At 67.4% G+C, this 26,076-nt stretch carries 22 protein-coding genes and 2 tRNA genes; 19 read left to right on the top strand and 5 right to left on the bottom strand.

What is annotated here, in order from left to right:
- The first annotated feature begins 20 nt into the window (after positions 1-20).
- On the top strand, positions 21-818 hold the full coding sequence (locus ASE10_RS02575; RefSeq protein ID WP_055902817.1) for an FHA domain-containing protein: 798 nt from the start codon (positions 21-23) through the stop codon (positions 816-818).
- Positions 819-915: 97 nt separating this feature from the next.
- Here ASE10_RS02575 and nadC read toward each other — a convergent pair whose 3' ends face one another.
- Entirely contained in the window at positions 916-1,791 is an 876-nt protein-coding gene (nadC, locus tag ASE10_RS02570; RefSeq protein ID WP_055902814.1) for a carboxylating nicotinate-nucleotide diphosphorylase, read from the bottom strand.
- A complete protein-coding gene (locus tag ASE10_RS02565) occupies positions 1,788-2,057 on the bottom strand; it encodes a Trm112 family protein (protein WP_055902811.1) in 270 nt (89 codons plus the stop codon). The genes nadC and ASE10_RS02565 overlap by 4 nt, the downstream gene beginning before the upstream one ends.
- A 64-nt stretch (positions 2,058-2,121) precedes the next feature.
- On the opposite strand from ASE10_RS02565, the gene purE reads away from it, so the two are divergent.
- The 3 genes from purE (at position 2,122) to ASE10_RS02550 (ending at position 4,378) form a co-directional block, all read left to right on the top strand.
- Entirely contained in the window at positions 2,122-2,655 is a 534-nt protein-coding gene (gene purE / locus ASE10_RS02560) for a 5-(carboxyamino)imidazole ribonucleotide mutase (RefSeq protein ID WP_055902808.1), read from the top strand.
- Positions 2,652-3,800 (top strand): 5-(carboxyamino)imidazole ribonucleotide synthase, encoded by a 1,149-nt coding sequence (locus ASE10_RS02555; RefSeq protein ID WP_055902806.1) that lies wholly within the window; start codon positions 2,652-2,654, stop codon positions 3,798-3,800. Before purE ends, ASE10_RS02555 begins: the two co-directional genes overlap by 4 nt.
- A gap of 74 nt (positions 3,801-3,874) precedes the next feature.
- Complete coding sequence (locus ASE10_RS02550; RefSeq protein WP_055902804.1) at positions 3,875-4,378, top strand: DUF2314 domain-containing protein; 504 nt, start codon at positions 3,875-3,877, stop codon at positions 4,376-4,378.
- 112 nt (positions 4,379-4,490) lie between these two features.
- On the opposite strand, the gene sodB is transcribed toward ASE10_RS02550, so the two are convergent.
- On the bottom strand, positions 4,491-5,069 hold the full coding sequence (gene sodB / locus ASE10_RS02545) for a superoxide dismutase [Fe] (protein ID WP_055902801.1): 579 nt from the start codon (positions 5,067-5,069) through the stop codon (positions 4,491-4,493).
- 170 nt (positions 5,070-5,239) lie between these two features.
- Between sodB and grxD the strand changes: the two genes are divergently transcribed.
- From grxD to ASE10_RS02485, 12 genes are all read left to right on the top strand, one after another.
- Positions 5,240-5,560, top strand: a complete 321-nt coding sequence (gene grxD / locus ASE10_RS02540; RefSeq protein WP_055902796.1) for a Grx4 family monothiol glutaredoxin — start codon at positions 5,240-5,242, stop codon at positions 5,558-5,560.
- Positions 5,557-6,315, top strand: coding sequence for an SDR family oxidoreductase (locus tag ASE10_RS02535; protein WP_055902793.1), 759 nt, complete (start codon positions 5,557-5,559; stop codon positions 6,313-6,315). The genes grxD and ASE10_RS02535 overlap by 4 nt, the downstream gene beginning before the upstream one ends.
- On the top strand, positions 6,312-6,908 hold the full coding sequence (locus tag ASE10_RS02530; RefSeq protein WP_055902790.1) for a YhgN family NAAT transporter: 597 nt from the start codon (positions 6,312-6,314) through the stop codon (positions 6,906-6,908). Before ASE10_RS02535 ends, ASE10_RS02530 begins: the two co-directional genes overlap by 4 nt.
- A 335-nt stretch (positions 6,909-7,243) precedes the next feature.
- Entirely contained in the window at positions 7,244-10,507 is a 3,264-nt protein-coding gene (locus tag ASE10_RS02525) for a TonB-dependent receptor (protein ID WP_055902786.1), read from the top strand.
- A gap of 99 nt (positions 10,508-10,606) precedes the next feature.
- On the top strand, positions 10,607-12,010 hold the full coding sequence (gene ppnN, locus ASE10_RS02520; protein ID WP_200944132.1) for a nucleotide 5'-monophosphate nucleosidase PpnN: 1,404 nt from the start codon (positions 10,607-10,609) through the stop codon (positions 12,008-12,010).
- Between the two features lie 326 nt (positions 12,011-12,336).
- Positions 12,337-12,873, top strand: coding sequence for a GspH/FimT family pseudopilin (locus ASE10_RS02515; protein ID WP_082559645.1), 537 nt, complete (start codon positions 12,337-12,339; stop codon positions 12,871-12,873).
- On the top strand, positions 12,870-13,355 hold the full coding sequence (gene pilV / locus ASE10_RS02510; RefSeq protein WP_082559644.1) for a type IV pilus modification protein PilV: 486 nt from the start codon (positions 12,870-12,872) through the stop codon (positions 13,353-13,355). The genes ASE10_RS02515 and pilV overlap by 4 nt, the downstream gene beginning before the upstream one ends.
- Complete coding sequence (locus tag ASE10_RS02505; RefSeq protein WP_056305057.1) at positions 13,352-14,611, top strand: PilW family protein; 1,260 nt, start codon at positions 13,352-13,354, stop codon at positions 14,609-14,611. The genes pilV and ASE10_RS02505 overlap by 4 nt, the downstream gene beginning before the upstream one ends.
- Before the next feature lie 12 nt (positions 14,612-14,623).
- The gene (locus ASE10_RS02500; RefSeq protein ID WP_055902770.1) at positions 14,624-15,097 is read left to right on the top strand and encodes a PilX N-terminal domain-containing pilus assembly protein; all 474 of its coding nucleotides are present in this window, start codon (positions 14,624-14,626) and stop codon (positions 15,095-15,097) included.
- Positions 15,098-15,108: 11 nt separating this feature from the next.
- A complete protein-coding gene (locus ASE10_RS02495) occupies positions 15,109-18,978 on the top strand; it encodes a PilC/PilY family type IV pilus protein (RefSeq protein ID WP_056305058.1) in 3,870 nt (1,289 codons plus the stop codon).
- A gap of 22 nt (positions 18,979-19,000) precedes the next feature.
- Positions 19,001-19,411 (top strand): type IV pilin protein, encoded by a 411-nt coding sequence (locus ASE10_RS02490; protein ID WP_055902764.1) that lies wholly within the window; start codon positions 19,001-19,003, stop codon positions 19,409-19,411.
- Between the two features lie 412 nt (positions 19,412-19,823).
- Positions 19,824-20,486, top strand: coding sequence for a hypothetical protein (locus ASE10_RS02485; protein ID WP_157488341.1), 663 nt, complete (start codon positions 19,824-19,826; stop codon positions 20,484-20,486).
- Between the two features lie 100 nt (positions 20,487-20,586).
- On the opposite strand, the gene ASE10_RS02480 is transcribed toward ASE10_RS02485, so the two are convergent.
- Positions 20,587-20,663: transfer RNA gene (locus tag ASE10_RS02480), tRNA-Asn, on the bottom strand.
- Between the two features lie 70 nt (positions 20,664-20,733).
- Positions 20,734-21,264 (bottom strand): GspH/FimT family pseudopilin, encoded by a 531-nt coding sequence (locus ASE10_RS02475; protein ID WP_055902757.1) that lies wholly within the window; start codon positions 21,262-21,264, stop codon positions 20,734-20,736.
- Between the two features lie 149 nt (positions 21,265-21,413).
- Here ASE10_RS02475 and uvrB point away from each other — a divergent pair, with 149 nt between their 5' ends.
- The 3 genes from uvrB to thrS all read left to right on the top strand — a co-directional run bounded on the left by uvrB (position 21,414) and on the right by thrS (position 26,022).
- Positions 21,414-23,444, top strand: a complete 2,031-nt coding sequence (uvrB, locus tag ASE10_RS02470; protein ID WP_056305284.1) for an excinuclease ABC subunit UvrB — start codon at positions 21,414-21,416, stop codon at positions 23,442-23,444.
- Positions 23,445-23,576: 132 nt separating this feature from the next.
- A tRNA-Val gene (locus tag ASE10_RS02465) sits at positions 23,577-23,651 on the top strand.
- Positions 23,652-24,120: 469 nt separating this feature from the next.
- Positions 24,121-26,022: a threonine--tRNA ligase gene (gene thrS / locus ASE10_RS02460; RefSeq protein ID WP_055902753.1), complete on the top strand. Its 1,902-nt coding sequence runs from the start codon at positions 24,121-24,123 to the stop codon at positions 26,020-26,022.
- The last annotated feature ends 54 nt before the right edge of the window (positions 26,023-26,076 follow it).

Raw genomic sequence — 26,076 nt, 5'->3', positions numbered from 1 at the left:
CAGGGGGAAACATACAACTTATGAAACTGGTCTTTCCGGATGGCGAGCATCCGCAGGTATTGCTGGGCCACGGCGTCAACCGGGTCGGCTCCGACCCCGAATCCACCATCGTCCTCGACCGGCCGGGGGTCATGCCCCAGCACTGCCAACTGCACGTAAGCGCGCAGGGCGTGATGCTGGATGTGCCGCCCGGCGCGCAGGTGCGCGTCAACGGCCGCCAGGTCGCGGCCGGGCTGATCGCGCTGCGCCCGGGGGACGACGTCGCTTTCGACGAGGTGCGTGCGCGTCTGGCGGCGATCGGGCCGTCGGCCGTGCGCCACCAGGGCGGCGTCGCCGGCGTGCTGCCGCCGTCGGCCAACGACGACCCCGGCGTGACCGCGGTACGCCCGGTGCTGCCGCGCTACGTGCTGCGCGGCGTGTCCGGCGACCTGTTCGGCCGCAGCTTCCCGCTGCTGGCCGCGACCGTGGTCGGGCGCGCGCCCGAGTGCGGCCTGCAACTGGACCAGAGCGGCCTGTCGCGTCAGCACGCACGCCTGATTCCGACCCACGACGGCCTGCAGATCGAGGACCTGGGGTCGACCAACGGCACCACGGTCAACGGCCGGCGCGTGCTGCGCGCGATCGCCCAGGTCGGCGACGAGATCGGTTTCGACCAGCTGCGCTTCCGCCTGACCGGTTCGCTGCAGGAGGCGCCTGCGGCCGAGGGCGCACCGGCGCCGGCCGCCGCGCCGGTCAAGCTGGGGCGGCCGTCCTGGCATTGGGCCGCGCTCGCCGGTGCGGTGCTGCTGGCGCTGGTGGGGTTCGTGCTGCTGCGTTGAGCGAGGGGCGGTTCGGGACTATGCGGTTCGCGGTGCCCGCCGCGTCCTGCGAGGCCGGGCAAGCTCCGCCAACGCGTTCCGAAGCGTTCGGGCTGGCTCAGGCCTCGCCCGGCGGCGGGCCCAGCTTCAACGACAGATCGATCGCGCGCACATGCTTGGTCAGGCCGCCGATCGAGATGCAGTCGACGCCGTCCTCGGCGATCGCGCGCAGGCCGGGCAGGTCGACGCCGCCGGATACTTCCAGCGGGATCGCGCCGTGGTAGGGCGCGGCGGATGCGATCCGCACCGCCTCGCGCCGGGTCGCGGCGTCGAAGTCGTCGATCAGGATGCGGTCGCAGCCTTCGCCCAGGGCTTCGCGCAATTGCGCGATCGACTCGACCTCGACGATCAGCGGCAGGGTCGGGTGCATGGCGCGTGCCGCATGGATCGCCGCGGTCAGCGAGCCGGCGGCGCGGACGTGGTTTTCCTTCAGCATCACCGCGTCGTACAGGCCGATGCGGTGATTGACGCCGCCGCCCACGCGCACCGCGTACTTCTGCGCCAGACGCAGGCCGGGCAGGGTCTTGCGGGTGTCGAGGATCTTGGCGCGGGTGCCGCGCACGGCTTCGACATAGGCCGCGGTGACGGTGGCCGTGGCCGACAGGGTCTGCATGAAATTCAGCGAAGCGCGCTCGGCGCTGACCAGGGCGCGTGCGCGGCCCTGCAGGGTCGCCAGCACGGTGCCGGCGGCGACGTGGTCGCCCTCGGCCACGCGCCAGGCGATGCGTACGTCCGGGTCCAGAGCGCGGTGGCAGGCGTCGAACCAGGGCCGGCCGCAGACCACCGCCGGCTCCTTGCACAGCAGGTAGGCGCTGTCGGCGATGTCCGGGAGCAGGGCGGCGGTGACGTCGCCGCTGCCGAGGTCCTCGGCCAGGGCCTGGGCGACGTCGGCTTCGACCTGTTCGGCCGGCGGCGGCGCGATCGGTGCGCTCATGCCGACGGGAAGCCGTCGATCTGGGCGGTGGCGACGGCCTCTTCGGCCAGCAGCACCGGGATGCCGTCGTCGATGCGGTAGACGGTCTTGCGGTCGCGGGTGATCAGGCCCTCGCGCAGGGCCTGGGTCTGCGCGGCGCCGTCGCCGCGGACCACGCCGCTGGCCGCGATCGCGGCGTTCAGCGCCTGCAGGCCGCGGTTGTCCAGCGGCAGCAGCGGCTGGCGGGTGACGGGGCAGACGAGCAGGTCCAACAGTTTGCGATCCATACGGTGCGGTGCCGATACGACGGGACAGGGCGTTAGAATACGTCTTTGCGCCAAGGCCCGACCAATGTCCGCATCCGATTCGCCCGGTTCCGACCGCTCCGCGTCCGCCTCGCCGCCGCTGGTCGGCATCGTCATGGGCTCGCGTTCGGACTGGGACACCATGCAGCACGCCGCCGCCAAGCTCGAGGCGCTGGGCGTGCCGCATGAGGTGCGGGTGGTCTCGGCGCACCGCACCCCGGACGTGCTGTTCGAATACGCCGATACGGCGGCCGCACGCGGCCTGCGCGCGATCATCGCCGGCGCCGGCGGCGCCGCCCACCTGCCGGGCATGCTGGCGTCCAAGACCGCGGTGCCGGTGCTGGGCGTGCCGGTGCAGTCCAAGGCGCTCAACGGCATGGATTCGCTGCTGTCGATCGTGCAGATGCCGGCCGGCATCCCGGTCGCCACCTTCGCGATCGGCAACGCCGGCGCCGCCAACGCCGCGCTGTTCGCGGCCGCGCTGCTGGCCCCGGAACACGCCGCGATCGGTCAGGCGCTGAACGCGTTCCGCGCCAAGCAGACCGACGACGTGCTCGCCAACGACGATCCGCGTAAATGACCACGGTCGGCATCCTCGGCGGCGGGCAGCTCGCCCGCATGCTCGCATTGTCCGGCGCGCCGCTGGGCCTGCGCTTCCTGGTCATGGACAGCGCCGACGACGCCTGCGCCGGTCAGTTCGCGCCGATGGTGGTGGGCGACTACACCGACCAGGCCGCGCTGGCCGAGTTCGCGTCCAAGATCGACGTCGCCACCTTCGATTTCGAGAACGTGCCGGCCGAGTCCGGCCAATGGCTGGCCGAGCGCGTACCGGTGTTCCCGAGCCCGCGCGCGCTGGGCGTGGCCCAGGACCGCCTGGCCGAGAAGACCCTGTTCCGCGAGCTCGGCATCCCGGTGCCCGAATTCGCCGACGTCGCCACCCGCGCCGCGCTGGACGCGGCGATCGCCGCGATCGGAACGCCCTGCATCCTCAAGACCCGCCGCCTGGGCTACGACGGCAAGGGCCAGTTCCGGATCAAGACGCCGGCCGACGCCGACGCGGCCTGGGCCGCGCTGGGCGCGCAGGCGGCCACGGTCGGGCTGATCCTGGAAGGCTTCGTGCGCTTCGAGCGCGAGCTGTCGGTGGTCGCCGTGCGCGGCCGCGACGGCGAGTTCCGGGCCTGGCCGCTCACCGAAAACTGGCACGTGGACGGTGTGCTCTCGGCCAGCCTCGCGCCCGCCCAGGCCGACGAGGCGCTCGCGCGCACCGCGCATGCGCACGCGCGCAAGCTCGCCGAAGCGCTGGACTACGTCGGCGTGTTCGCGCTGGAGCTGTTTTGCCGCGACGGCGAACTGCTGGCCAACGAACTCGCGCCGCGCGTGCACAACTCCGGCCACTGGACCATCGAAGGCAGCGAGACCTCGCAGTTCCAGAACCACCTGCGCGCCGTGCTCGGCCTGCCGCTGGGCGACACGCGCATGCTCGGCCATGCCTGCATGCTCAACTGGATCGGCGAGATGCCCGCGGCCGAAGCGGTGTTGCGTGAGGCCGGCGGCCATTGGCACGATTACGGCAAGTCCTCGCGCGACGGCCGCAAGGTCGGGCACGCGACCCTGCGTGCGGACGCGCAGGACGAACTGGCCACGGCACTGGCCCGGGTCGGCGCGGCGCTGGGCCGACAGGCGCAGGTAGCGCCGGTGATCGAGGCCTTGGGCCCGCGCCCGTAAACTCGGGATTCCGTCCAGGCATGCGACGCGCTGCGTCGGCATGCGCTACCGCTCACGCTACTGGGGATGCATGGATGCACAAGATTCTGCTGATCGTCGTACTGCTGGCCGGTTGCTCACAGGCGACCGACGCTAAAACCGTGCTGGAGCGCGCCAAGGACGACGACGTGACCGAGGTGCCGACCGGCGATCCGGCCATGGAAGCCGCGTTCGCCAAGGCGCGCGCGTCGCTGGACGGTTTCCTGACACTCGAAAAGAACCCGCCGCCGCACCTGTCGGCTTTCTCGGTCAAGGTCGGCATCGAGCAGGACGGTTACAAAGAATTTTTCTGGTTGTCCGATCTGGACGAGACCGCCGGCGGCTACTCCGCGACCATCGACAACCAGCCCGAACGCGTGGACCGCGTGCGCCTGGGCCAGCGCTACGAGTTCGCGCGCGGCGAGATCGTCGACTGGACCTACCGCGATGACGAACGCCAGGCCACGCACGGCAACTTCACCGGCTGCGCCTTGCTCAGCCACGAGCCGCCGGAGCAGGCCGAAGCGTTCAAGCGCGAGTTCGGCCTCAGCTGCGACTGAGCGGGCCGATCGCGGCGCGCCGGTTCGCCCGCCGCCCGCACATAACGAAAACGGCCGGGTTTCCCCGGCCGTTTCGCGTATTGCATGTTCGCGTACTGCGTGAGCGCGTCGCTTACTTCAGGTTCGAAGCCACGAAGTCCCAGTTGACCAGGTTCCAGAACGACTCGACGTACTTCGGGCGAGCGTTGCGGTAGTCGATGTAGTAGGCGTGTTCCCACACGTCGCAGGTCAGCAGCGGGGTGTCTTCGCCGGTGAGCGGGGTGCCGGCGTTGGAGGTGCTGACCAGGGCCAGCGAACCGTCCGGACGCTGCACCAGCCAGCCCCAGCCCGAGCCGAAGGTGCCGACGGTGACCTTGGTGAACTCGTCCTTGAACTTGGCGAAGTCGCCGAAGGACTTGGCGATCAGCTCGCCCAGCTTGCCGGCCGGCTCGCCGCCGCCGTTGGGGGACAGGCAGTTCCAGTAGAAGGTGTGGTTCCAGATCTGCGCCGCGTTGTTGAATACGCCGCCCTGCGACTTGCGGATGATGTCCTCGAGCGACATGTCGGCGAACTCGGTGCCGGGGATCATGTTGTTGAGGTTGGTCACGTAGGCCTGGTGATGCTTGCCGTAGTGGAAGTCGATGGTCTCGCCGGAGATGTGCGGTTCGAGCGCGGTGCGGTCGTAGGGCAGGGCGGGCAGTTCGATGGCCATTGGCGGGCTCCTTGCTGGATTCTGGGGGCTGGCTAGGGGGAGGCGACGGGGTGCGTACCGCTGCCGGGTCGCGTGTCCGCTGCCGTGAAGGCTTACAATTGCTCATTCTATCCCCACGCCCTGTTGCCTGAACGTATACGGCGCAACAGAGCATTGCAGGAGTTGCCCCCATGTCCGTTATGGAGCGGATCCAGGCCGAAGTCGAAGGCCATCCGATCGTTCTTTTCATGAAGGGAACCGCGCAGTTCCCGATGTGCGGCTTTTCCAGCCGCGCGGTGCAGGCGCTCAAGTCCGCCGGCGCGACCGTGCTGCATACGGTCAACGTGCTCGAGGATCCGGAGATCCGCGCCAACCTGCCGCGCTATTCCAACTGGCCGACTTTCCCGCAGCTGTTCATCCACGGCGAGCTGATCGGCGGTTGCGACATCACCCTGGAGCTGTTCGAGTCCGGCGAGCTGGCGCGCATGATCAGCGAGACCCAGCGCCAGTGAGCGCGGTCGCGGCATCGGCCGATGCGGCCGCGCTGGCCGATCGCGTGGTCCTGGTCAGCGGCGCGCAGGGCGGTCTCGGCACCGCCGCGGCCCAGGCCTGCGCGCGCGCCGGCGCCACCGTGGTGCTGCTGGGGCGCAAGCCGGCCAAGTTGAACCGCGTCTACGATGCGGTCGCCAAGCTCGGCCCCGAGCCCGTGCTGTACCCGCTGGACCTGGAAGGCGCCGCGCCCGACGACTACGCCGAACTGGCGCAGCGCATCGCCGACGAATTCGGCCGGCTCGACGGCGTGCTGCATTGCGCCGCCGACTTCCCCGGCCTGACCCCGCTGCTGCAGACCGACCCGGCCGCGTTCGCGCGCGCCATCCACGTCAACCTCACCGCGCGCTGGTGGCTGTCGCAGGCCTGCCTGCCGCTGCTTGCGAGGGCGCCGGACGCCGCGCTGGTATTCGCCATGGACGACCCGGCCCGGGTCGGCCGCGCCTACTGGGGCGGCTACGGCCTGGCCCAGCATTCGTTGGCGGCGCTGGTCGGCATGCTGCACGCCGAGCTCGGCAACGGCCCGGTCCGCGTCGCCGGCCTGCAGCCGGGCCCGATGCGCACCGCGCTGCGCGGCAAGGCCTACGTCGAAGAGAACGACCGCGAGGCCCGCGACCCGGCCGATTACGCCGCCGCCTGCGTGACCCTGCTGTCGGCCGCCGGCGCCGCCCACCGCGGCCAGGTCTGGCATCCGCTGCCGGAGCGCGCCGCGCCGTGACCATCGCCTCGGCCGCGCTGCTGCTGTTCCTGATCCTGGACCCGCTGGGCAACATCCCGGTGTTCCTGAGCCTGCTGCGCGGCCTGCCGCCGAAGCGGCAGCGGATCGTGCTGGCGCGCGAGCTGCTGATCGCGCTGGGCGTGCTGATGCTGTTCCTGTGGGGCGGCAAGTACGCCCTGGAGCTGATGCACCTGCGCCAGGAGTCGGTCTCGATCGCCGGCGGCATCGTCCTGTTCCTGATCGGCATCCGCATGATCTTCCCGCCGCCCGAAGGCCTGATGGGCGAGCTGCCCGAGGGCGAGCCCTTCATCGTGCCGATGGCGATCCCGCTGGTGGCCGGCCCCTCGGGCATGGCCGCGGTGATGCTGATGGGCAGCAACGAGCCCACCCGCCTGGGCGACTGGAGCCTGGCGCTGATGATCGCCTGGGGCGCGACCGCGGCGATCCTGTTCTCGGCCACCTTGCTCTATAAGCTGCTGGGCCGGCGCGCCCTGATCGCGATCGAGCGGCTGATGGGTATGCTGCTGGTGGCCATCTCGGTGCAGATGTTCCTGGACGGCCTCGGCACCTACCTGCAGATTTCCCCGCCCTGAGGAACCTCCGGCCCGGCCGCGACCGCGCGCCCGGCCGGTGCCCGCAGGCACGAGCTAAGTGCCTGTCCGGCATCGCAAAGCCACGCGGCGGGCGCCCGGACTTTGCCGCAGTAGCCGGTTCAGCTTGGACCGCGGTCACCGTGTGACAAGCCTTGACGCTGGTCACGTCTCTGTCACACAGCCCACTTAGCCTGTTAAACTGCTGTTAACCCGGCGGGGCTGCACGCGCTGCACCCGGGTAGGGGCGGAACACCACCAGTCTTTGGCGTATGGCGCATAGCGCCCGCCGACGCACGCCAAGAATTCCATGTATCCCACGCACTGAGGCCATCGTAATGACCCATCCGAATAGCGTCCGGTTGTCCAAGCTCACGCTTGGTCTGCTCGCCGTTCTCGCCACCGCGCCCGTATTCGCGCAGAGCACGTCCGCCGGCGTTGCCGGCCGCGTGGTCGGCGCAGATGGTCAACCCGTCGTAGGCGCCGAAGTCACGATCACCCACACCGAGTCGGGCACCGTCAGCCGCGCCGTGACCGACGCCGACGGCCGTTACAACGCGCGCGGTCTGCGTGTCGGTGGTCCGTACGTGATCACCACCACCAAGGAAGGCGCCGGCACCGGCTCGCAGGACGGCGTGTTCCTGAACCTCGACAAGGTCAACAACGTCGACGTGTCCCTGAACAATTCGGTCACCACGCTGGAATCGGTCCAGGCCGTGTCCTACGGCGGCTCGGAAGTGTTCAGCGCGACCAAGATGGGCGCCGGTTCCAACGTGACCCGCCAGCAGCTGGAATCGTTCCCGTCGATCAACCGCAACCTGCAGGACTACGTCCGCCTCGACCCGCGCGTCGCGCAGACCGACAAGTCGCGTAACGAGATCTCGGTCGGCGGCCAGAACCCGCGCTACAACGTGGTCCGCGTCGACGGCATCAGCACCGCCGACTCCTTCGGCCTGGAATCCAACAGCCTGCCGACCCCGCGCCAGCCGTTCTCGATGGACACCATCGACGAAGTGGCGGTCGACGTCGCCAACTACGACGTCACCATCTCCGGCGGCACCGGTGGCGTGATCAACGCCGTGACCAAGTCGGGCACCAACGAGTTCCACGGCTCGCTGTACGGCATCTACCGCGACGGCGACTGGTCGGGCAAGAACCGCAACAACGTCCGTCCCAAGCTGTTCGACAACGAGACCACCTACGGCGCGACCTTCGGCGGCCCGCTGATCAAGGACAAGCTGTTCTTCTTCGCCAACTACGAGAACTACAAGGGCAAGGGCCTGTTCACCGGTAACTCCGGTTTCGGTCCGGTCGGTTCGGGCGAGAGCAACATCGTCAACATCACTCAGGCGCAGATCGACGAAGTCATCCGTCTGGCCGGTCTCAAGGGCTTCAACCCGGGCACGCTGGCCAAGCCGGCGCTGAACTCGGAAGCCGAAGAGTACGGCATCAAGATCGACTGGAACATCACCGACAACCACCGCGCCAGCTTCCGCTACAGCAAGTCCGAGCAGAACACCGCCAACCTGCAGGGCTTCGGCAACACCACGCTGGCGCTGAACACCTACCACTACGTGCGCGATTTCGAGCTCGAGTCGTACACCGCGCAGCTGTTCAGCGACTGGACCGACAACTTCTCCACCGAAGCCAAGGTCTCGTACCGCGACTACTCGGCTGTGCGCAACCCGCTGGCCAACCTGCCGGCGATCGCAATTCGTATCGGTTCGGCCACGCTGAACCTGGGCACCGAAGAGAACACCCACGCCAACGTGCTGGAAACCACCACGAAGAACGCGTTCTTCGCCGGTAACCTGTTCCTCGGCGATCACACCCTGAAGTTCGGTCTGGACTACGAAGAGAACGAGGTCTACAACCTGTTCGGCCGTCGTACCAACGGTGTTTACACCTTCGACTGCATCAACACTACCAGTCCGACCATCCCGGGTAGCTGCGCCAAGTCGTTCGAGAGCGGCATCTCCAGCCGCTACCAGCTGTTCTATCCGCGCGGCGGCGACATCAACAACATGGCCGCCGAGTTCAAGATGAAGAACCTCGGCCTGTTCGTGCAGGACAGCTGGGCGGTCAGCAACAACCTGACCCTGACCTTCGGTCTGCGTTACGACGAACCGATGGTCGACCAGAAGCCGACCTTCAACCAGACCGCGTCGACCCTGTTCGGCTACCGCAACGACAACACCATCGACGGCAACGGCCTGCTCTCGCCGCGCTTCGGCTTCAACTACACCTTCGACAGCGAGCGTCCGACCCAGCTGCGCGGCGGTATCGGCCTGTTCCAGGGTTCGGCGGCGACCGTTTGGTTGGCCAATCCCTACGCCAACAACGGCGTGTCGTACACCGACTACTTCTTCTCGACCGGTATCACCCGCTTCGATCCGGATCCGGCCGATCAGCTCGGCCAGTTCACTCCGGGTACGGGCGGTACGCAGTCGGTGGACTTCATCGATCCGGACCTGGGCCAGCCGGCCGTGTGGAAGGCCAACCTGGCGTTCGATACCGAGCTGCCGTGGTGGGGCGTCGTCGGCGCCGCCGAGATCGTCCTGACCTCGGTCAAGGAAGGTATCTACTATCAGCAGTTGAACCTGGGTAACACGAGCGCAGTGGGTCAGGACGGTCGTTTGATCTACTGGAACCCGGCTGGCCTGCGTCCGGGCAACTGGAGCCAGCTGGGCGTCTCCAGCGGTGGCGCAAGCGCGCGCGGCAACCGCAGTACTGCTCAGAACGGCTTTAACGATGCGATCATCGCCCGCTCGACCAGCAAGGGTGAAAGCCAGCAGCTGACCCTGTCCTTGAACAAGCCGTTCAACGAGAGCGACTGGTCCTGGTTGCTCGCCTACACCTACACCAACGCCAACGAAGTCAGCCCGCTGACCAGCTCGACCTCGGGCTCGCAGCTGGGCAACGTGGCGGTGTTCCAGTCCAACGAAGAGGTTTCGGCCACCTCCAGCTACGAGATCAAGAACCGCTTCACCGCGGCGGTCAGCTGGAAGCACGCCTTCTTCGGCGACTACAACACCAGCGTGTCGATGTTCTACGAAGGCCGTTCGGGCCGTCCGTACAGCTACACCTTCGACAACGACGCCAACGGCGACGGTCGTGCCAACGACCTGCTGTATATCCCCAAGAGCCTGGGCGACGTGATTTTCGGCTCCCCGGCAGAAGAGGCGGGCTTCTGGGCGTTCGTGAACTCGAACGACTATCTGAGCCAGCACAAGGGCGAGATCGCCGAGCGCAACGCCGCGCACGGCCGCTGGGTCAACCAGTTCGACATGCGCATCTCGCAGGAAATCCCGGGCTTCATGGAAGGCCACAAGGCCGAAATCGCCCTGGACATCCTCAACGTCGGTAACCTGCTGAACAAGAAGTGGGGCAGCGTCGAAGAGATGGCATTCCCGGGCTACCGCGGCATCGTCGAGTACGGCGGTATCTGCGGCAATGGCCCGGTTAACACCCAGCCCGCTGCCTGCGCCGGCAACGCCGGCAAGTACGTGTACCGCTACAACGGTCCGGACGCCCTGAACATCTACGACGACAAGGGCATCTCGCGCTGGGCCGCCCAGATCAGCTTCCGCTACAAGTTCTGATCGGAAGCCAGTCTTGCGACACCAGGAAACGGCCGGGGAAACCCGGCCGTTTTCTTTTATGGGGACCCCTGCGCTAGAGTCGCTGTCCAACTATCGACGATGAACACCCAAGAGAAGGCAAGCATGACCGCAACCATCACCACCGCGCTGCCGACGGTGAACGCACGTATCTACCCCAAGGGCGGGCTGGATGTCCTGTCGCGGGACGAGGTCGCGCGCCTGCGCGACGCCTCCACCGGCATGCACGACCTGCTGCGCCGCTGCGCCCTGGCCGTGCTGACCAGCGGCAGCGCCTCCGACGACCCGCGCGCGGCGCGCGAGCTGTACCCGGATTTCGATATCCAGGTCCATCAGCAGGACCGCGGCGTCCGCATCGACCTGGCCTATGCGCCGGCGATGGCCTTCGTCGACGGCGAGATCATCCGCGGCGTCGCCGAGCTGCTGTTCGCCGTGGTCCGCGACCTGGCCTACACCGCGATCGAGCTGTCCGCCGACGCCGGCCGCGACCTCAAGAGCAGCGACGGCATCACCGATGCGGTGTTCGGGCTGCTGCGCAACGCGCGCATCCTGCACCCGGCCGATCCCAACCTGGTGGTCTGCTGGGGCGGCCATTCGATCTCGCGCGACGAGTACATCTACACCAAGCAGGTCGGCTACGAGCTGGGCCTGCGCGGTCTGGACATCTGCACCGGCTGCGGTCCGGGCGCGATGAAGGGGCCGATGAAGGGCGCGACCATCGCCCACGCCAAGCAGCGCAAGCGCCGCATGCGCTACATCGGCATCACCGAGCCGGGCATCATCGCCGCCGAGTCGCCGAACCCGATCGTGAATCACCTGGTGATCATGCCGGACATCGAGAAGCGCCTCGAAGCCTTCGTGCGCCTCGGCCACGGCATCATCGTGTTCCCGGGCGGCGTCGGCACCGCCGAGGAGATCCTGTACCTGCTCGGCATCCTGCTGCGCGAGGAGAACGCGCACCTGCCGTTCCCGCTGATCCTGACCGGCCCGGTGGCGTCGGCGCCGTACTTCGAGCAGATCGACCGTTTCCTGCGCCTGACCCTGGGCGAAGCGGCGACCTCGCGCTACGAAATCATCGTCGGCGACCCGGAGGCGGTGGCCAAGCGCATGTCCGCGGGCATCCGAAAGGTGCGCGAGCACCGCATCGCGCAGAAGGACTCGTTCTACTTCAACTGGTCGATCGACATCCCGGTCGAGTTCCAGCAACCGTTCGTACCCAGCCACGAGGCGATGGCGGCGCTGGACCTGCACCACGGCCGCAAGCCGCACGAGCTGGCCGCGGACCTACGGCGCGCGTTCTCCGGCATCGTCGCCGGCAACGTCAAGGAAGACGGCATGCGCCGCATCGAGGAGTTCGGCCCGTTCGAGATCCACGGCGACGCCGACATGATGCAGTCGCTGGACGCGTTGTTGCGCGCGTTCGTGGAACAGCGCCGGATGAAGATCGCGGGCGAGTACCGGCCCTGCTATCGGGTCGTGACCTGAGCGATCGTGCCCGGTCCACCGCGACCGGGCGTAGGAAGGAGGGGCGTCGCGTGCGGCGCCCCTGGCTCGGCGCGGACAGCGCGACGGGCAGGGCGCTCGCACGAGGCGCCGCTCAATACCGATGCCGCCGAACGGTCGGATGGCAGGCCGATTTCCCGCGTTCGACACGGCCGTGCCGGTTCACGTCGCAGTTTGTTGCCGTTGCTCGTCACAAAATGACGCCGTCAGGGCACGCCTGTACCGACCGCTCGACCGCCCGTCCGGCCAAGACTTGCTACTTGACGGCACTTCTCTAGCATCGCCTTTGTGAATGCTGGGGAGAGAGCATGTCCAGATTGAGTGCCAATCAGGGCTTTACCCTGATGGAGTTAATGATCGCGATCGCCGTTCTGGGCGTGCTGCTGGCCCTGGGCTGGCCGTCGTTCACCGACGCCTTGAGCAACAACCGCCTGGCGGCCGCGTCCAATTCGATGATCGCCGGCGTCAACCTGGCCCGCAGCGAGGCCATGCGCAGCAATCGCGCCGGCGGCGTCTGCCCCAGCGCCGACGGCGCCACCTGCGGCAACGACTGGAGCGCCGGCTGGCTGGTCTGGAACGACGCCAACACCGACGGCGCCAAGGCCGCCGACGAGCCGGCGATCCGCTACTTCCAGGGCAACGCGGCGCAGGTGGCCCTGGCTTCGGCCGGCGCGGCGGTGCCGAGCATCGTGTTCGACCGTCGCGGCCGCATGACCGCCCCGGCTGCCAATGCGGTGTTCACCGCGCACGCCGTGGACTGCACGGCCGGCGCCGCCAACAAGCAACGCCGCCTCACCGTCACCCGCGCCGGTCAGGTGCGCATCCAGAAGGAAAGCTGCTCATGAGTCGGTCCTCTTCGCGCGCCCGGGCGTCGTTGCGGCGCTCCGTGGGCGGCTTCTCTCTGATCGAGGTGCTGATCGCGCTGCTGGTGCTGGCTTTCGGCCTGCTCGGCCTGGCGTTCCTGCAGACCCTCAACATCCGCTACACCCAGAGCGCGAACCACCGCACCACCGCGGTGAACCTGTCGCATCAGGTCGTGGACATGATGCGGACCAATCGCGTGGTCTCGCGCCAGTACGCGGCCCTGACCTTCAACAGCTTCCCGACCGCGCCCGCCGTCGGCGGTTGCGGCCGCGGCGCGGCGACCGACTTCAACGCCAACATGAACGTGTGGCGCTGCGAAGTCAGTTCCAGCCTGCCGGGCGGGCAGGGCCAGGTGGTGTTCAACGGCAATGTCGTGACCGTGACCCTGCGCTGGGCCGACGACCTCAACCAGGCCGCCTTGGGCCAGGCCCAATCGACCTACGTGGTGACCACACGGCTATGACTCGTCATTCGCATATTCGTTACCGCTCGCAGCAGGGCCTGTCGCTGATCGAGCTGATGGTCGCGCTGGCGATCGGCATGGTGCTGATGCTGGGCCTGGTGCAGGTGATGTCGGCCTCGCGCTCGGCCTACCGTCTGGCCGAGGGCATCGGCCGCGCCCAGGAGAACGCGCGTTTCGCGATGGACTCGCTGGAACGCGACCTGCGCATGGCCGGGCACCTGGGCTGCGTCAACGATTCCGCCCTGTTGCAGGCGGCGGTTCCGGCCGAAGAGGGCCTGAACCTGCTGTTTCTGAACCCGGCCGACCGCGTCGCCAGCAACTTCGCCAACGCGCCCTACCTGCTGCGCTTCGACGTCGGCATGCAGGGCTTCGAGGCCGTCAACACGTCGCCCGGCGACACCATCAACGTCACCAGCGGCGCACCCGTGCTGGGCAACGTCAATCAGTGGAACCCGGCGCTGCCTGCCGACATCGGCGCTTTGCAGCCGGTGGCCGGCAGCGACATCCTGGTGCTGCGGTACTTCTGGCCGATCGGTACCGGCATGACCGCGTTCACCGCCGGCGACCCGACCAGCACCGTGACTCCGATCACCACGGAAGTCACCACCGGCGGCTCCGGCTTGTTCGGCATCAGCGACTGCAGGCGCGCCAGCGTGTTCGCCGGCGGCGTCAACGCGGGCACCGGCGTGATCACCGTCTCCTCCGCCGCCGATCCTCTGAACCTGTCCAATTTCATGGGCGACCGCGACTCCTACGACGCGAGCAAGGCCACGCTCTACCGTGCCGAAATCGTCGTGTACTACGTCGGCGTTGGCATGGGTACCGGCGCCGTCGGCACCGCGGCGCCGTCCTTGTACCGGGCGCGCTACACACGCAATGCCGCCGGCGGTTTGCAGGCCGAGCGCGAAGAGCTGGTCGAAGGCGTCGAGTCCTTGCAGTTGCTCTATGGCCAGGATCGGGTCACGGCCGCGGCCACACCGCCCAGCGGCTACATCACCACCAGTTGGACCGCCGATCAGGTCGGCGGCGGCGTGGTCAATCCGAACGGCAACAACGCCAGCCTCTGGCGTCGCATCGGCTCGGTCCAGGTAGGCCTGGTGATGCGCAGCTCCGAAGGCGCCGTGTCGGCGCAGATGGATCCGGCCGTGCAGCGGATGTCGGTGCTGGGCACCTTGGTGACCCCGCAGAACGACGGCTACTACCGCGCCGTCTACGAAACCAACGTTGCCCAGCGCAACCGCCTGTTCGAGAACTGAGGAGACAGGCCCATGAGTCGTTCCGGATTCAACGGTCCGCGCAAGCAACAAGGTGCCGCGCTCTACGTGGCCCTGATTTTCCTGATCATCCTCGCCTTGCTCGGCATCACGGGCATGCAGGTGGCGACGATGCAGGAGCGCATGTCGTCCAACTATCTGGCCACCAACCAGGCGTTCCAGCGTGCCGAGGATCTCGCGCGCGAGGCCGAGGGTCAGGTCGGCGCTTCGACCCGCATGGAAGAGTGCGGCGTGTTCGATCCGGCTGCATTCGGTACGGCGGCGTCGATCGCGCCGGCCGGCAGTCCGGAGCCGGCCGCACGCGTACGCAACATCGACCAGTGCATCGGCGGTGGGCAATTGAACATCGGCGAATTCCCGGCCAGCGAGAAGGTGTTCGTGCGTTATCGCATCACCGCCTACCGCGCCGATCGGGCTTCAGAACCGTCGTCCGACGCTGTCGTCGACACCATTTTCATCGGCCGCTGAGGGCCTTGGCCATGAACGCGAATCGCATACTCATTATCGCCGCCGCGACCAGCCTGGCTGTGCTCGGTATCCGCGCACCGCAGCTGGGCGCGAACACGACCACCCAGGGCGCCGGCACGCTCGCGCAGGCGCCGCTGAACCTGGGCGGCGACGGCGTACCACCGGCCTTCATGATGGCGGTCGACGACTCCGGCTCGATGACCTTCCAGACCATGTTCCCCGGTCAGGACGGCGAGATCTGCTTCGGCCGCGACAGCTCCACCCAGCCCTACGGCCTGTTCTATACCAGCGGCGCCAACGCCGGTAAGCCGCGCACCGACGGCGGTTGCGACCACTTCTACCTGTTGCCCGGTCCGCGTATCGGCAGCGGCTTCCTCGGCCTGCCGCCGCTGGATTCGCTGGGCGCAGCGCGCTCGTCGGACTTCAATCCTTCGTTCTTCAATCCCAACGTGAAGTACGAAGCCTGGCTGACCGCGGCGATGCCGCCGACCAAGGTCCCGTACGACTACAGTCTCGCCAATCCCAACGGCAACGCTTCGACCACCGCCACCAAGATCGACCCGCGGACCGCCGGCACCACGGTCAACCTGGCTGCGAACCGCTACGATACGAACACGGACGTGTTCACCCTGCGCAACGGCATGTTCCTGCCGGCGGGCACCAATTACCGGGTCGTGGGCGGCAACAACAACATCGTCGGCTCCGGCGGCCTGACCTGGAACAGCGGCAACACCAACGTCTACATGCAGTACTACCCGGCGACCTTCTATATGAAGACGACCACGCCGGCTGCGGAACAACCGGTGGGGTACAAGACCGACACGACCTCGCGTCCGGTGATCTCCAATGCCTGCGGCACCGGCTGCAACCTGTGGAAGTACACCATCGCCACGGCCAATTTCGACACCACGGTCAACTACAACGCCATGTTGCAGAATTTCGCCAACTGGTTCAGCTACTACGGCAACCGCAACCGCGCCATGGTCGCCGGCATGAGCCGTTCGCTGGCCGATATCAAGGACATGCGCGTCGGCTTCTTCCCGATCAACTCGCATAACAGCTACAACGACCCGATCAACACGGTCGGCGACCGTGTCTTCATGCAGGACATGAGCGTGCAGGCCCGGCGCGACGACCTGTACACCAACAGCATCTTCAAACTTGGCGCCAGCGGCAGCACGCCCAATCGCCAGGCGGTCAGCGCGGCCGCCAGTCAGTTCCGGCGTACCGATGGGTTGGCCGACGGCAAGGGCGGCGCACCGGTCCAGCGCGTCTGCCAGAAGAATGCGGTGATGCTGTTCACCGACGGTTACAGCAACCAAGGCAGCGTCACCACCGGCAACGTCGACGGCAACATGGGCGCGCCGTTCGCCGACAGCAACTCGGACACGATGGCCGACATCGTCAGTCAGTACTACCTGGGCACCGAAGCCGGCGGCGTCGTTCCGCTGCGTACCGACGGCAACTTCGCCCTCGGCACCGGCGCCGGCCGCGTTCCGGTTCCGGACGAGTGCAAGGGCGTGTCGCCGAGCAAGAAGCTGGATTGCGAGCGCCGCCTGCACATCAACTTCTACGGCATCACGCTCGGCGCCCGCGGCACCATCTTCAACCCGGACGTGACCCAGGATCCGTTCGTGACCAACCCGGCCTGGCCCGGCTGGCAGAACGACAACCCGACCACGGTCGACGACATCTGGCACGCCTCGGTCAACACCCGCGGCGAGTACATCAACGCCAAGACCCCGGCCGACATCACCGCCGCCATGCGCCGCGTGCTGGCCTCGGTCTCCGGCGGCGCCAGCCCGTCCGGCAGCGCCGGCCTCAGCGGTGCGCGCATTTCCACCAACTCGCTGTCGGTGGTGCCGTTCTACGAGGCCAGGAACAACAACACCGACTGGTACAGCCGCCTGACCGCATCGTCGGTCAGCGTCAGCACCACCGGTCAGATCACCTTCACCAGCAAGTGGGAAGCGAGCGCGCAGTTGCCGCGCACCGGCCGCAACCTGCTGTTCGGCACCTCGTCCGGCGGCAGCGTCAAGCCGGTGGTGAAGTCGTTCGCATCCAGCAACCTCGGCGACGTGTTCACCACCCTGTGCGCCGACAGCTTCTCGAACTGCAGCAAGGCTGCGGTCACGACCTTGGGCGTGACCGAGTCCGAGGCCGTGGCCTATCTGGCCGGCCAGGACACCGGCGAGAAGAAGAACGGCGGCAAGATGCGCGATCGCACCACCCGACTGGGCGATATCGTCAACTCTTCGCCGGTGGTGTCCTCCGCGTTCGACAACTACGGCTACATGACCCTGCGTGGCGCCACCGCCACCGATTTCGATCCCTACAACTACGAAGCCTATCTGACGCTCAAGCAGAACCGCCTGCCGATGGTCTACGTCGGCGCCAACGACGGCATGCTGCATGCGTTCCGCGGCGACAACGGCGGCGAGTCCTTCGGCTACATCCCGACCACCGCGGTCGGCCACATGGGCAACCTGCTGTTCCCGTACGATCCCGACCGCAAGAGCGACCAGATCTTCCAGCACCGTTACTTCGTCGACGGCCCGATCACGGTCTCCGACGCCTACAACGGCAGCGGCTGGAACACCGTGCTGGTCGGCAGCTCCGGCGCGGGCGGCCGCAGCGTGTTCGGTCTGAACGTGACCGATCCGACCCTGTTCAGCGCCGGCAACGTGCTGTGGGAAGTCAACGACAAGGTCACCGGCACCACCGGCCAGCGCATCGGCCACGTGCTGGGCAAGCCGCTGGTCGTGCCGGTGCGCACCTCCGGCGGTACCCGCTGGAAGGCGATCTTCGGCAACGGCTACGGCAGCATCAGCGGCAAGGCTTCGCTGTTCGTGGTCGACGTGATCGACGGTTCGGTGGTCACCATCGAAGTCGCCGAGACCCCCGGTACCGGCGTGCCGACCGAGCCCAACGGCATGGGCAACGTGATGGCGCTGGACCGCTATATGTTCGATTCCGCTGGCGGCGGCACCTTCACCGCGGGCAGCGACGGCTATGTCGACACCGTTTACGGCGGCGACCTGCACGGCAACATCTGGAAGTTCGACCTGCGCACCAACACAGCCGCCTTCGGCGCCGACAAGCCCTTCTTCACCGCCAAGGACGCCAACGGCAAGCGCCAGCCCATCACCGGTGGTCTGAACGCGGTCGCGGGTCCGTCCAGCGGCGTGATGATCCTGTTCGGCACCGGCAGCTATTCCTTCGGCGGCGACTCCGACAACAAGGACATGCAGTCGGTGTACGGCGTGGTCGACAGCGGCGTCCGCATCACCGCAGCGCGCGACACCGCGCTGCAGCAGCAGGTGCTGAGCAACGACAACGTCGACGCCACCCGCGAGGTCACCCAGAACTCGGTCAACTTCCTGACCAAGTCCGGTTGGTATCTGGACCTGGCGGTGAAGACCGGGACCGGGGCGCCCGTGCAGACCGGCGAGCGCATGGTCGGTCGTCCGCGCATCCAGGACGGCACCTTCTTCTTCCCGACCTTCGAACCCATCGTATCGACTGCGGCAAACGCGGCCGAGACCGGATGCGCAGCGGGCGGCACCAACTGGCTCTACGGCCTGAGCGCGCTCAGCGGCAGCGCCTACATGAGCAGCGTGCGGCCGGGTTCGCCCACGGGCAGTCCGATGGCCGCCGGTTCGGGCGCGGTGAAACTGGAAAGCGACACCAGCGGTCCGATCACCGACGTGAACATCTTCAGCCCGCCGCCGCCGCCGGATCTGCCGCCGGGAGCGACGCAGGCCGAGATCGACGCTCGCCTGAATCAGCCGCCCTGCACCCGTATCATCAACGCCGCCGGCGGCCCGTCGCTGTACAAATGGGGCATGTGCGGTCGTCAGTCGTGGCGTCAGGTCCGTTAACGCAATCAGGAAGCCCGCAGATATGAACCGTCACAACGCTATCCGAGGCTTTACCTTGATCGAGCTGATGATCGCGATCGCGATCGTCGGCATCCTGGTCGCCGTCGCGGTGCCGGCGTACCAGGACAGCGTGCGCAAATCGCGGCGCGGTCAGGCCAAGGCCGACCTGGTCGAGATCGCCCAGCTGGCCGAGCGCTTCCGCACGGTCAACAACACCTATGTGGGCTTCGCCCTTCCGGCCGGCATGAACGTCTCGCCGCGCCAGGGCACGGCTTACTACAACATCGCGATCGCCAACCAGACCGCCAACGCCTACACCCTGACGGCCACGCCGCAGGGGCCGCAGACGCAGGACACACTGTGCGGCACCCTGGGCCTCAACGCCGCCGGCGTGAAGACGGCGGCCACCACGGATATCGCGCGCTGCTGGTAAGCCGAAACGTGGGTTGCGAACACGAAAGGGCCGCGGGAAACCGCGGCCCTTTCGCTTTGCGCCGCTGAGCGGTAACCGCCCCGCCGTCGTCCGCGCCGGCCGGCATGCCGACGCCAGCGCGTCGATCTTCTGCCAAGATGCAGCCTATACGGAGCACTGGAGCAGGGGGAGCGATGGATTGCGCGTTGTGGATATCGGATATGGGGCATCGCCGTCCTGTCAGCCTGCGGCCGGCCTCCGATAGGGCCGCAGCCGGTTGCGCTCATGACCTGCTTCCGGCCGAACGCAGCCTTATCGCGAAGAGCGCGCGCGTCCCGTGTTGACTAGCATCGCCTTGGTCGCAGCCGCCGCCGCATCGTCATGGACGGTCATCGACGCGCCGCGCCCCGGTATCGAATGGCAGTGCACGAGCATGGTCAAGCAACAGTGGACCACCCAGGTGACCGGCGGAAACCTTCAGTTCTCGCCGCGCACGCCGGCGGCCAAGAATCGCGACCTGGTCTGGGCGATCGGCAAACGCGGCATGCTGGTGGGCCGCAATCGCGGCCTGGCCGGCGGCACCCTGGAATGGGTGACGGATTCGGGCCGGCAACGACGCACCTTGCTCGACATCAGCCCGGTCGCGTTCGCCGAGCATCGCGGCGATATCTTCGTCGCCGCCGGCCTGTCGCACCGTGTGCTCGGCGACGGCTCGATCTATCGCCTGCGTTCGCGCAGCGACGGCCAGTGGCAGATCGAGAAGGTGCTGGACCTGGAGGAGGCGCCGCTCGGCGCCTATGCCCGCAACGGCTCCTGGTACCTGGTCACGGTGCTGGGCGTCACCCGGCTGGACCTGCGCACGCTGCAGACCACGCGCGTGCATCAGAACATGTACTGGTGGCATCTGGACCCGGCTAGCATCGTCGAGCATCGCGACCGCTGGTACATCGGCGCGCGCCGCGGCGTGATCCGGCTCACCCGCGACGGCGATGGCTACCGCGAGCAATGGATGGTGCCGAGCGACTGCAAGACCTTCGTCGGCGACTGCGAATGCTCGCCGGGAGCCGCGACGGCCGGGTCGGGTGCGGGGCGGTAATTGCGCCGTTCGCCGCCCCGATTCGCCTCGCCCGCGGCGGACATGAAAACAAGGGCATAAAAAAAGACCCGCGATCAGGATCGCGGGTCTTTCAGTATTTTGGCGCCCGAAGTTGGACTCGAACCAACGACCCCCTGATTAACAGTCAAGTGCTCTAACCGGCTGAGCTATTCGGGCGGGGACGCATATCCTAGGGGGAGGCCCCCGGAGGGTCAAGCCCTGAGATGCTCTGTCGTGCGCGCTGCGGTCACGGCGGCGGGCAGCGCGGCGGGTGCTTGGGGCGTGTGGTCTGAACGCGGCCGGTGGCGTCGATGCGCATTTCGCCCAGCAATTCATCGCCGCGGCATACCTGCAGCAGTTGGTTGCGATCGATATTGTGGCCGTCGCGGCCGTAACTCAGCACCGGCTGTCCGAGGGTGGAGCGGATGGTGAGCGCGTGGCGGGCGTAGACGACCTCGCGCAGGGGTTTGTCGGTGGCGTCGGGCCGTTGGTCGCCATTGCGGTCGACGAAGATCACCCAGCCTGCCTCCCAGCGCCCGTTCGGGCGGCAGCGCCCGTTCTCGGCACGCGGGCAAAGCACGACTTGAGTCCGGCGGGTGATGGCCGCACCTCTGGCGTAGTCGACATCGGCGCTGAGGGATTGCAGGGTGCTGGCGAGCTCGTAGCGCTCCAGCGTGGGGTTGGCCAGCCCCAGGCTGCCGCTGAGCAGGCCCAGACCGAGCAGGGCCGGAAGGGTGGCGAAGCCGCCGGCGTAGCGCCGGTGTTGTCCTGTGTTCATGTCGACCGATTCCGTTCGGAGGAGGCTCCAGCTTCCGCGCAACGGCGGCTCCGGGCCATCGGAAGGAGCGGCCCGCTCGCGTAGGAAAACCACCCGGCCGCGTGTCGCCGCGTCTGGGTACACTTGAGGATCGACCGCAGCCGATGACCATGAACGAACTCATTCATCCCGCAGGTTTCCAGCTGGTCGCGCCGTATTCGCCGGCCGGCGACCAGCCCCCCGCGATCGAGCGCCTGATCGCCGGTTTCGAGGGCGGCCTGGCCCAGCAGACGCTGCTGGGCGTGACCGGTTCCGGCAAGACCTACACCATCGCCAACGTGATCCAGTCGGTGCAGAAGCCGACCCTGGTGATGGCGCCCAACAAGACCCTGGCCGCGCAGCTGTACGGCGAGTTCAAGGCGTTCTTCCCGCACAACGCGGTCGAGTATTTCGTCAGCTACTACGACTATTACCAGCCCGAAGCCTACGTTCCGTCCAGCGACACCTTCATCGAGAAGGACAGCTCGGTGAACGAGCACATCGAGCAGATGCGGCTGTCCGCGACCAAGGCGCTGCTGGAGCGTCGCGACACCATCATCGTGTGCACGGTCTCGGCGATCTACGGCCTGGGCGATCCCAACGAATACTTCCGCATGGTGCTGCACATGGTGCGCGGCGAGCGCATCGATCAGCGCGAGCTGATCCGCCGCCTGACCGAGATGCAGTACGCGCGCAACGACACCGAACTGCGCCGCGGCACCTACCGCGTGCGCGGCGAGGTGATCGATGTGCATCCGGCGGAATCGGAAATGGAAGCGCTGCGTATCGAGCTGTTCGACGGCGAGATCGAGAACCTGACCGCGTTCGACCCGCTCACCGGCGAGACCCTGCGCAAGCTGCCGCGCTACACCATCTATCCCAAGTCGCATTACGTGACCACGCGCCGCACCGTGCTGGACGCGATCGACGCGATCAAGGACGAGCTGCGGATGCGCCTGGAGCAGCTGTACGCGCAGAACAAGCTGGTCGAAGCCCAGCGCCTGGCCCAGCGCACCCAGTTCGATCTGGAGATGCTGGCCGAGGTCGGCTACTGCAACGGCATCGAGAACTACTCGCGCCACCTGACCGGGCACATGCCCGGCGAGCCGCCGCCGTGCCTGTTCGACTACCTGGCGCCCGACGCGCTGCTGGTGGTCGACGAATCGCACGTGACCGTGCCGCAGATCGGCGCCATGTACAAAGGCGACCGTTCGCGCAAGGAAACCCTGGTCGAGTTCGGGTTCCGGCTGCCCTCGGCGCTGGACAACCGGCCGCTGAAGTTCGAGGAATGGGAAGGGCGCTCGCCGCGCGCGATCTTCGTTTCGGCTACGCCCGGCCCTTACGAGCTGGGCAAGTCGGAAGGGCAGGTGACCGAGCTGGTGGTGCGCCCGACCGGCCTGATCGATCCGGTGGTCGAGATCCGCCCGGTCGCGACCCAGGTCGACGACGTGCTGGGCGAGATCAACCAGCGCGTCGAGATGGGCGACCGCGTGCTGATCACCACCCTGACCAAGCGCATGGCCGAAAACCTGACCGAGTACCTGGGCGAGCACGGCATCCGCGTGCGCTACCTGCACTCGGACGTGGACACGGTCGAGCGGGTCGAGATCATCCGCGACCTGCGCCTGGGCAAGTTCGACGTGCTGGTCGGCATCAACCTGCTGCGCGAGGGCCTGGACATGCCCGAGGTGTCGTTGGTGGCGATCCTGGACGCGGACAAGGAGGGCTTCCTGCGCTCGACCGGCTCGCTGATCCAGACCATCGGCCGCGCCGCCCGCAACGTGCGCGGCAAGGCGATCCTGTACGCCGACCGGATCACCCGCTCGATGCAGGCCGCGATCGACGAGACCGACCGCCGCCGCGCCCGCCAGGTCGAATACAACGCCGAGCACGGCATCACCCCCAAGTCGGTGGCCAAGGCGGTGGTGGACCTGTTCGAGGGCGCGCGTGCCGATCCCGAGACCGTGCGCGGCCGCGGCAAGGGCCGCAAGGTCGCCGAGACCGCGGCCGACTATGCCGCGCTCAGCCCGTCGCAGTTCGCGGCCAGGATCAAGGCGCTGGAACAGCAGATGTACCAGCACGCCCGCGACCTCGAGTTCGAGGAGGCCGCGGCGGTGCGCGACCAGTTGCGCAAGCTCAAGGACGCCGGGTTCGCGGCCTGAATGCGATCCGCCGGCGCTGCCGGCGGACGCGACAGCGGCGACGGCGTTCGCGTCCGCGGATGCTTGTCGGCCGCTCGCCGCTGGGCTACACTGCGCGCCCCTCGCCGGGGAGTTTTAAGCAAGTTCGGCGACGGGCGGTTAGCTCAGCGGTAGAGCACTACCTTGACATGGTAGGGGTCACAGGTTCGAACCCTGTACCGCCCACCAATTCGGTGACGAAAGGCCTGGCGCGAGCCGGGCCTTTCTGTTTTCGGCGCCCGCCGCGGATTCGCTCCCGGGACCGGCGCAGAACGTCCGCCAGCGCCGTCCTCGTTGACTTGGCCCGCTTCGTCCCCAACTATTAGCGCTACCGACACGGCATCCGGCCGCGTCCCGCGAACGAGGTGGCCCGCGTAACCGCCGGCCTAGCGTGCGACATGGACACTACCCGCGCCCATCGTTGAATCGCCCGAGGCACCCGCGAACGCAGGCGCCCTCGTGGCGCTTTTTTCTTGCTTCCGCTCCCCGCTGCGTCCGTTTCGAACCCCTTGCGTGTCCCGTAGTCGCGTCCCGTTCCCTGAACGGTCGTCGGGTGCCCGCGGCGCAGGCCGCGTCCCCGCCGCCCAGGCGACGGTTCCGGCGACTCCGGGGCCGCGGCCCACATCGCTCCATACTCAGAATCCAGATCCCGAACGCCATGATCGCCATTACGCTCCCCGACGGCAGCCGCCGCGAATTCGAACAGCCCGTATCCGTCATGGAAGTCGCCGCCTCGATCGGCGCCGGCCTGGCCAAGGCCACCGTCGCCGGCGAAGTCGACGGCAAGCTGGTCGACGCCAGCGACCGCATCGACCACGACGCCACGCTGCGCATCATCACGCCCAAGGATCCGGAGGGCGTCGAGATCATCCGCCACTCCTGCGCCCACCTGGTCGGCCACGCGGTCAAGCAGCTGTACCCGACCGCGAAGATGGTGATCGGCCCGGTGATCGAGGAAGGTTTCTACTACGACATCTGGTACGAGCGCCCGTTCACGCCCGAGGACCTGGCCGCGATCGAGCAGCGCATGATCGAGCTGATCGACAAGGACTACGACGTGATCAAGAAGGTCACGCCGCGCGACGAAGTGATCGAGGTGTTCCAGTCGCGCGGCGAGGACTACAAGCTGCGTCTGGTCGAGGACATGCCCGACGAGCAGGCCATGGGCCTGTACTACCACGAGGAATACGTCGACATGTGCCGCGGCCCGCACGTGCCGAACACGCGTTTCCTCAAGGCCTTCAAGCTGACCCGCATCTCCGGCGCGTACTGGCGCGGCGATTCCAAGAACGAGCAGCTGCAGCGCGTCTACGGCACCGCCTGGGCCGACAAGAAGCAGCTCTCGGCCTACATCCAGCGCATCGAGGAAGCCGAGAAGCGCGACCACCGCCGCATCGGCAAGCAGCAGGACCTGTTTCACCTGCAGGAAGAGGCGCCGGGCCTGGTGTTCTGGCATCCCAAGGGCTGGTCGATCTGGCAGGTGGTCGAGCAGTACATGCGCCGCGTCTACCGCGAAAGCGGTTACGGCGAAGTGCGCTGCCCGCAGATCCTGGACGTGTCGCTGTGGCAGAAGTCCGGCCACTGGGACAACTACAAAGAGAACATGTTCTTCACCGAATCGGAGAAGCGCACCTACGCGGTCAAGCCGATGAACTGCCCGGGCCATGTCCAGGTGTTCAACCAGGGCCTGCACAGCTACCGCGACCTGCCGATCCGCTACGGCGAGTTCGGCTCCTGCCATCGCAACGAGCCCTCCGGCGCGCTGCACGGCATCCTGCGCGTGCGCGGCTTCACCCAGGACGACGGCCACATCTTCTGCCTGGAAGACCAGATCGAGGCCGAGGTCACGGCCTTCCACCAGCAGGCCCTGGCGGTCTACGGCGATTTCGGCTTCGAGGACATCCAGATCAAGATCGCCCTGCGCCCGGAATCGCGGCTGGGCGACGACGCCACCTGGGACAAGGCCGAGGCCGCCCTGCGCAGCGCCCTGGGCGCCTGCGGGGTGGAATGGCAGGAACTGCCGGGCGAGGGCGCCTTCTACGGCCCCAAGATCGAATACCACCTCAAGGACGCGATCGGCCGGACCTGGCAGCTGGGCACGATGCAGGTCGATTTCATGATGCCCGGCCGCCTCGGCGCCGAGTACGTGGACGAGCACAGCCAGCGCCGGACCCCGGTCATGCTGCACCGGGCCATCGTCGGCTCGATGGAGCGCTTCATCGGCATCCTGATCGAGCACCATGCCGGCCAGTTCCCGGCCTGGCTGGCCCCGGTCCAGGCCACCGTCATGAACATTACCGACGCCCAGGCCGATTATGTGGATGAAGTCCGGAAACTCCTTGCAAATCAAGGGTTCCGGGTCCAGGCCGATTTGCGGAACGAAAAGATCGGCTATAAGATTCGCGAGCACACGCTGCAGCGGGTGCCATACCTGCTCGTAATCGGCGATCGCGAGAAGGAAAATGGCATGATTGCGGTGCGCACTCGGGGAGGGGAGGACCTGGGGACGATGACCGTCGCCGAGTTCGCCTCGCGTTTGCACGACGAGAGCGTCGCTTAAGCCGCGTAGCAGCCAGTTTCAGATCCGTCCCGGAGTGGTCCGGGACGGCCCGAC

Source organism: Lysobacter sp. Root76, assembly GCF_001428685.1.
Taxonomy (GTDB): Bacteria; Pseudomonadota; Gammaproteobacteria; order Xanthomonadales; family Xanthomonadaceae; genus Lysobacter.
This window is presented reverse-complemented; position numbering and strand designations above follow the sequence as displayed.

What these genes read in the sequence shown, in the direction of transcription:
- grxD (WP_055902796.1), top strand. Translation starts at nt 5,240, where the DNA reads ATGTCCGTTATGGAGCGGATCCAGGCCGAAGTCGAAGGCCATCCGATC.
- ASE10_RS02475 (WP_055902757.1), bottom strand. Translation starts at nt 21,264, where the DNA reads ATGAACACAGGACAACACCGGCGCTACGCCGGCGGCTTCGCCACCCTT.
- ASE10_RS02505 (WP_056305057.1), top strand. Translation starts at nt 13,352, where the DNA reads ATGACTCGTCATTCGCATATTCGTTACCGCTCGCAGCAGGGCCTGTCG.
- ASE10_RS02550 (WP_055902804.1), top strand. Translation starts at nt 3,875, where the DNA reads ATGCACAAGATTCTGCTGATCGTCGTACTGCTGGCCGGTTGCTCACAG.
- ASE10_RS02525 (WP_055902786.1), top strand. Translation starts at nt 7,244, where the DNA reads ATGACCCATCCGAATAGCGTCCGGTTGTCCAAGCTCACGCTTGGTCTG.
- uvrB (WP_056305284.1), top strand. Translation starts at nt 21,414, where the DNA reads ATGAACGAACTCATTCATCCCGCAGGTTTCCAGCTGGTCGCGCCGTAT.
- ASE10_RS02575 (WP_055902817.1), top strand. Translation starts at nt 21, where the DNA reads ATGAAACTGGTCTTTCCGGATGGCGAGCATCCGCAGGTATTGCTGGGC.
- nadC (WP_055902814.1), bottom strand. Translation starts at nt 1,791, where the DNA reads ATGAGCGCACCGATCGCGCCGCCGCCGGCCGAACAGGTCGAAGCCGAC.
- ASE10_RS02565 (WP_055902811.1), bottom strand. Translation starts at nt 2,057, where the DNA reads ATGGATCGCAAACTGTTGGACCTGCTCGTCTGCCCCGTCACCCGCCAG.
- purE (WP_055902808.1), top strand. Translation starts at nt 2,122, where the DNA reads ATGTCCGCATCCGATTCGCCCGGTTCCGACCGCTCCGCGTCCGCCTCG.
- ASE10_RS02485 (WP_157488341.1), top strand. Translation starts at nt 19,824, where the DNA reads ATGGTCAAGCAACAGTGGACCACCCAGGTGACCGGCGGAAACCTTCAG.
- ASE10_RS02490 (WP_055902764.1), top strand. Translation starts at nt 19,001, where the DNA reads ATGAACCGTCACAACGCTATCCGAGGCTTTACCTTGATCGAGCTGATG.
- thrS (WP_055902753.1), top strand. Translation starts at nt 24,121, where the DNA reads ATGATCGCCATTACGCTCCCCGACGGCAGCCGCCGCGAATTCGAACAG.
- sodB (WP_055902801.1), bottom strand. Translation starts at nt 5,069, where the DNA reads ATGGCCATCGAACTGCCCGCCCTGCCCTACGACCGCACCGCGCTCGAA.
- ASE10_RS02495 (WP_056305058.1), top strand. Translation starts at nt 15,109, where the DNA reads ATGAACGCGAATCGCATACTCATTATCGCCGCCGCGACCAGCCTGGCT.
- ASE10_RS02500 (WP_055902770.1), top strand. Translation starts at nt 14,624, where the DNA reads ATGAGTCGTTCCGGATTCAACGGTCCGCGCAAGCAACAAGGTGCCGCG.
- ASE10_RS02555 (WP_055902806.1), top strand. Translation starts at nt 2,652, where the DNA reads ATGACCACGGTCGGCATCCTCGGCGGCGGGCAGCTCGCCCGCATGCTC.
- ASE10_RS02515 (WP_082559645.1), top strand. Translation starts at nt 12,337, where the DNA reads ATGTCCAGATTGAGTGCCAATCAGGGCTTTACCCTGATGGAGTTAATG.
- ppnN (WP_200944132.1), top strand. Translation starts at nt 10,607, where the DNA reads ATGAACACCCAAGAGAAGGCAAGCATGACCGCAACCATCACCACCGCG.
- pilV (WP_082559644.1), top strand. Translation starts at nt 12,870, where the DNA reads ATGAGTCGGTCCTCTTCGCGCGCCCGGGCGTCGTTGCGGCGCTCCGTG.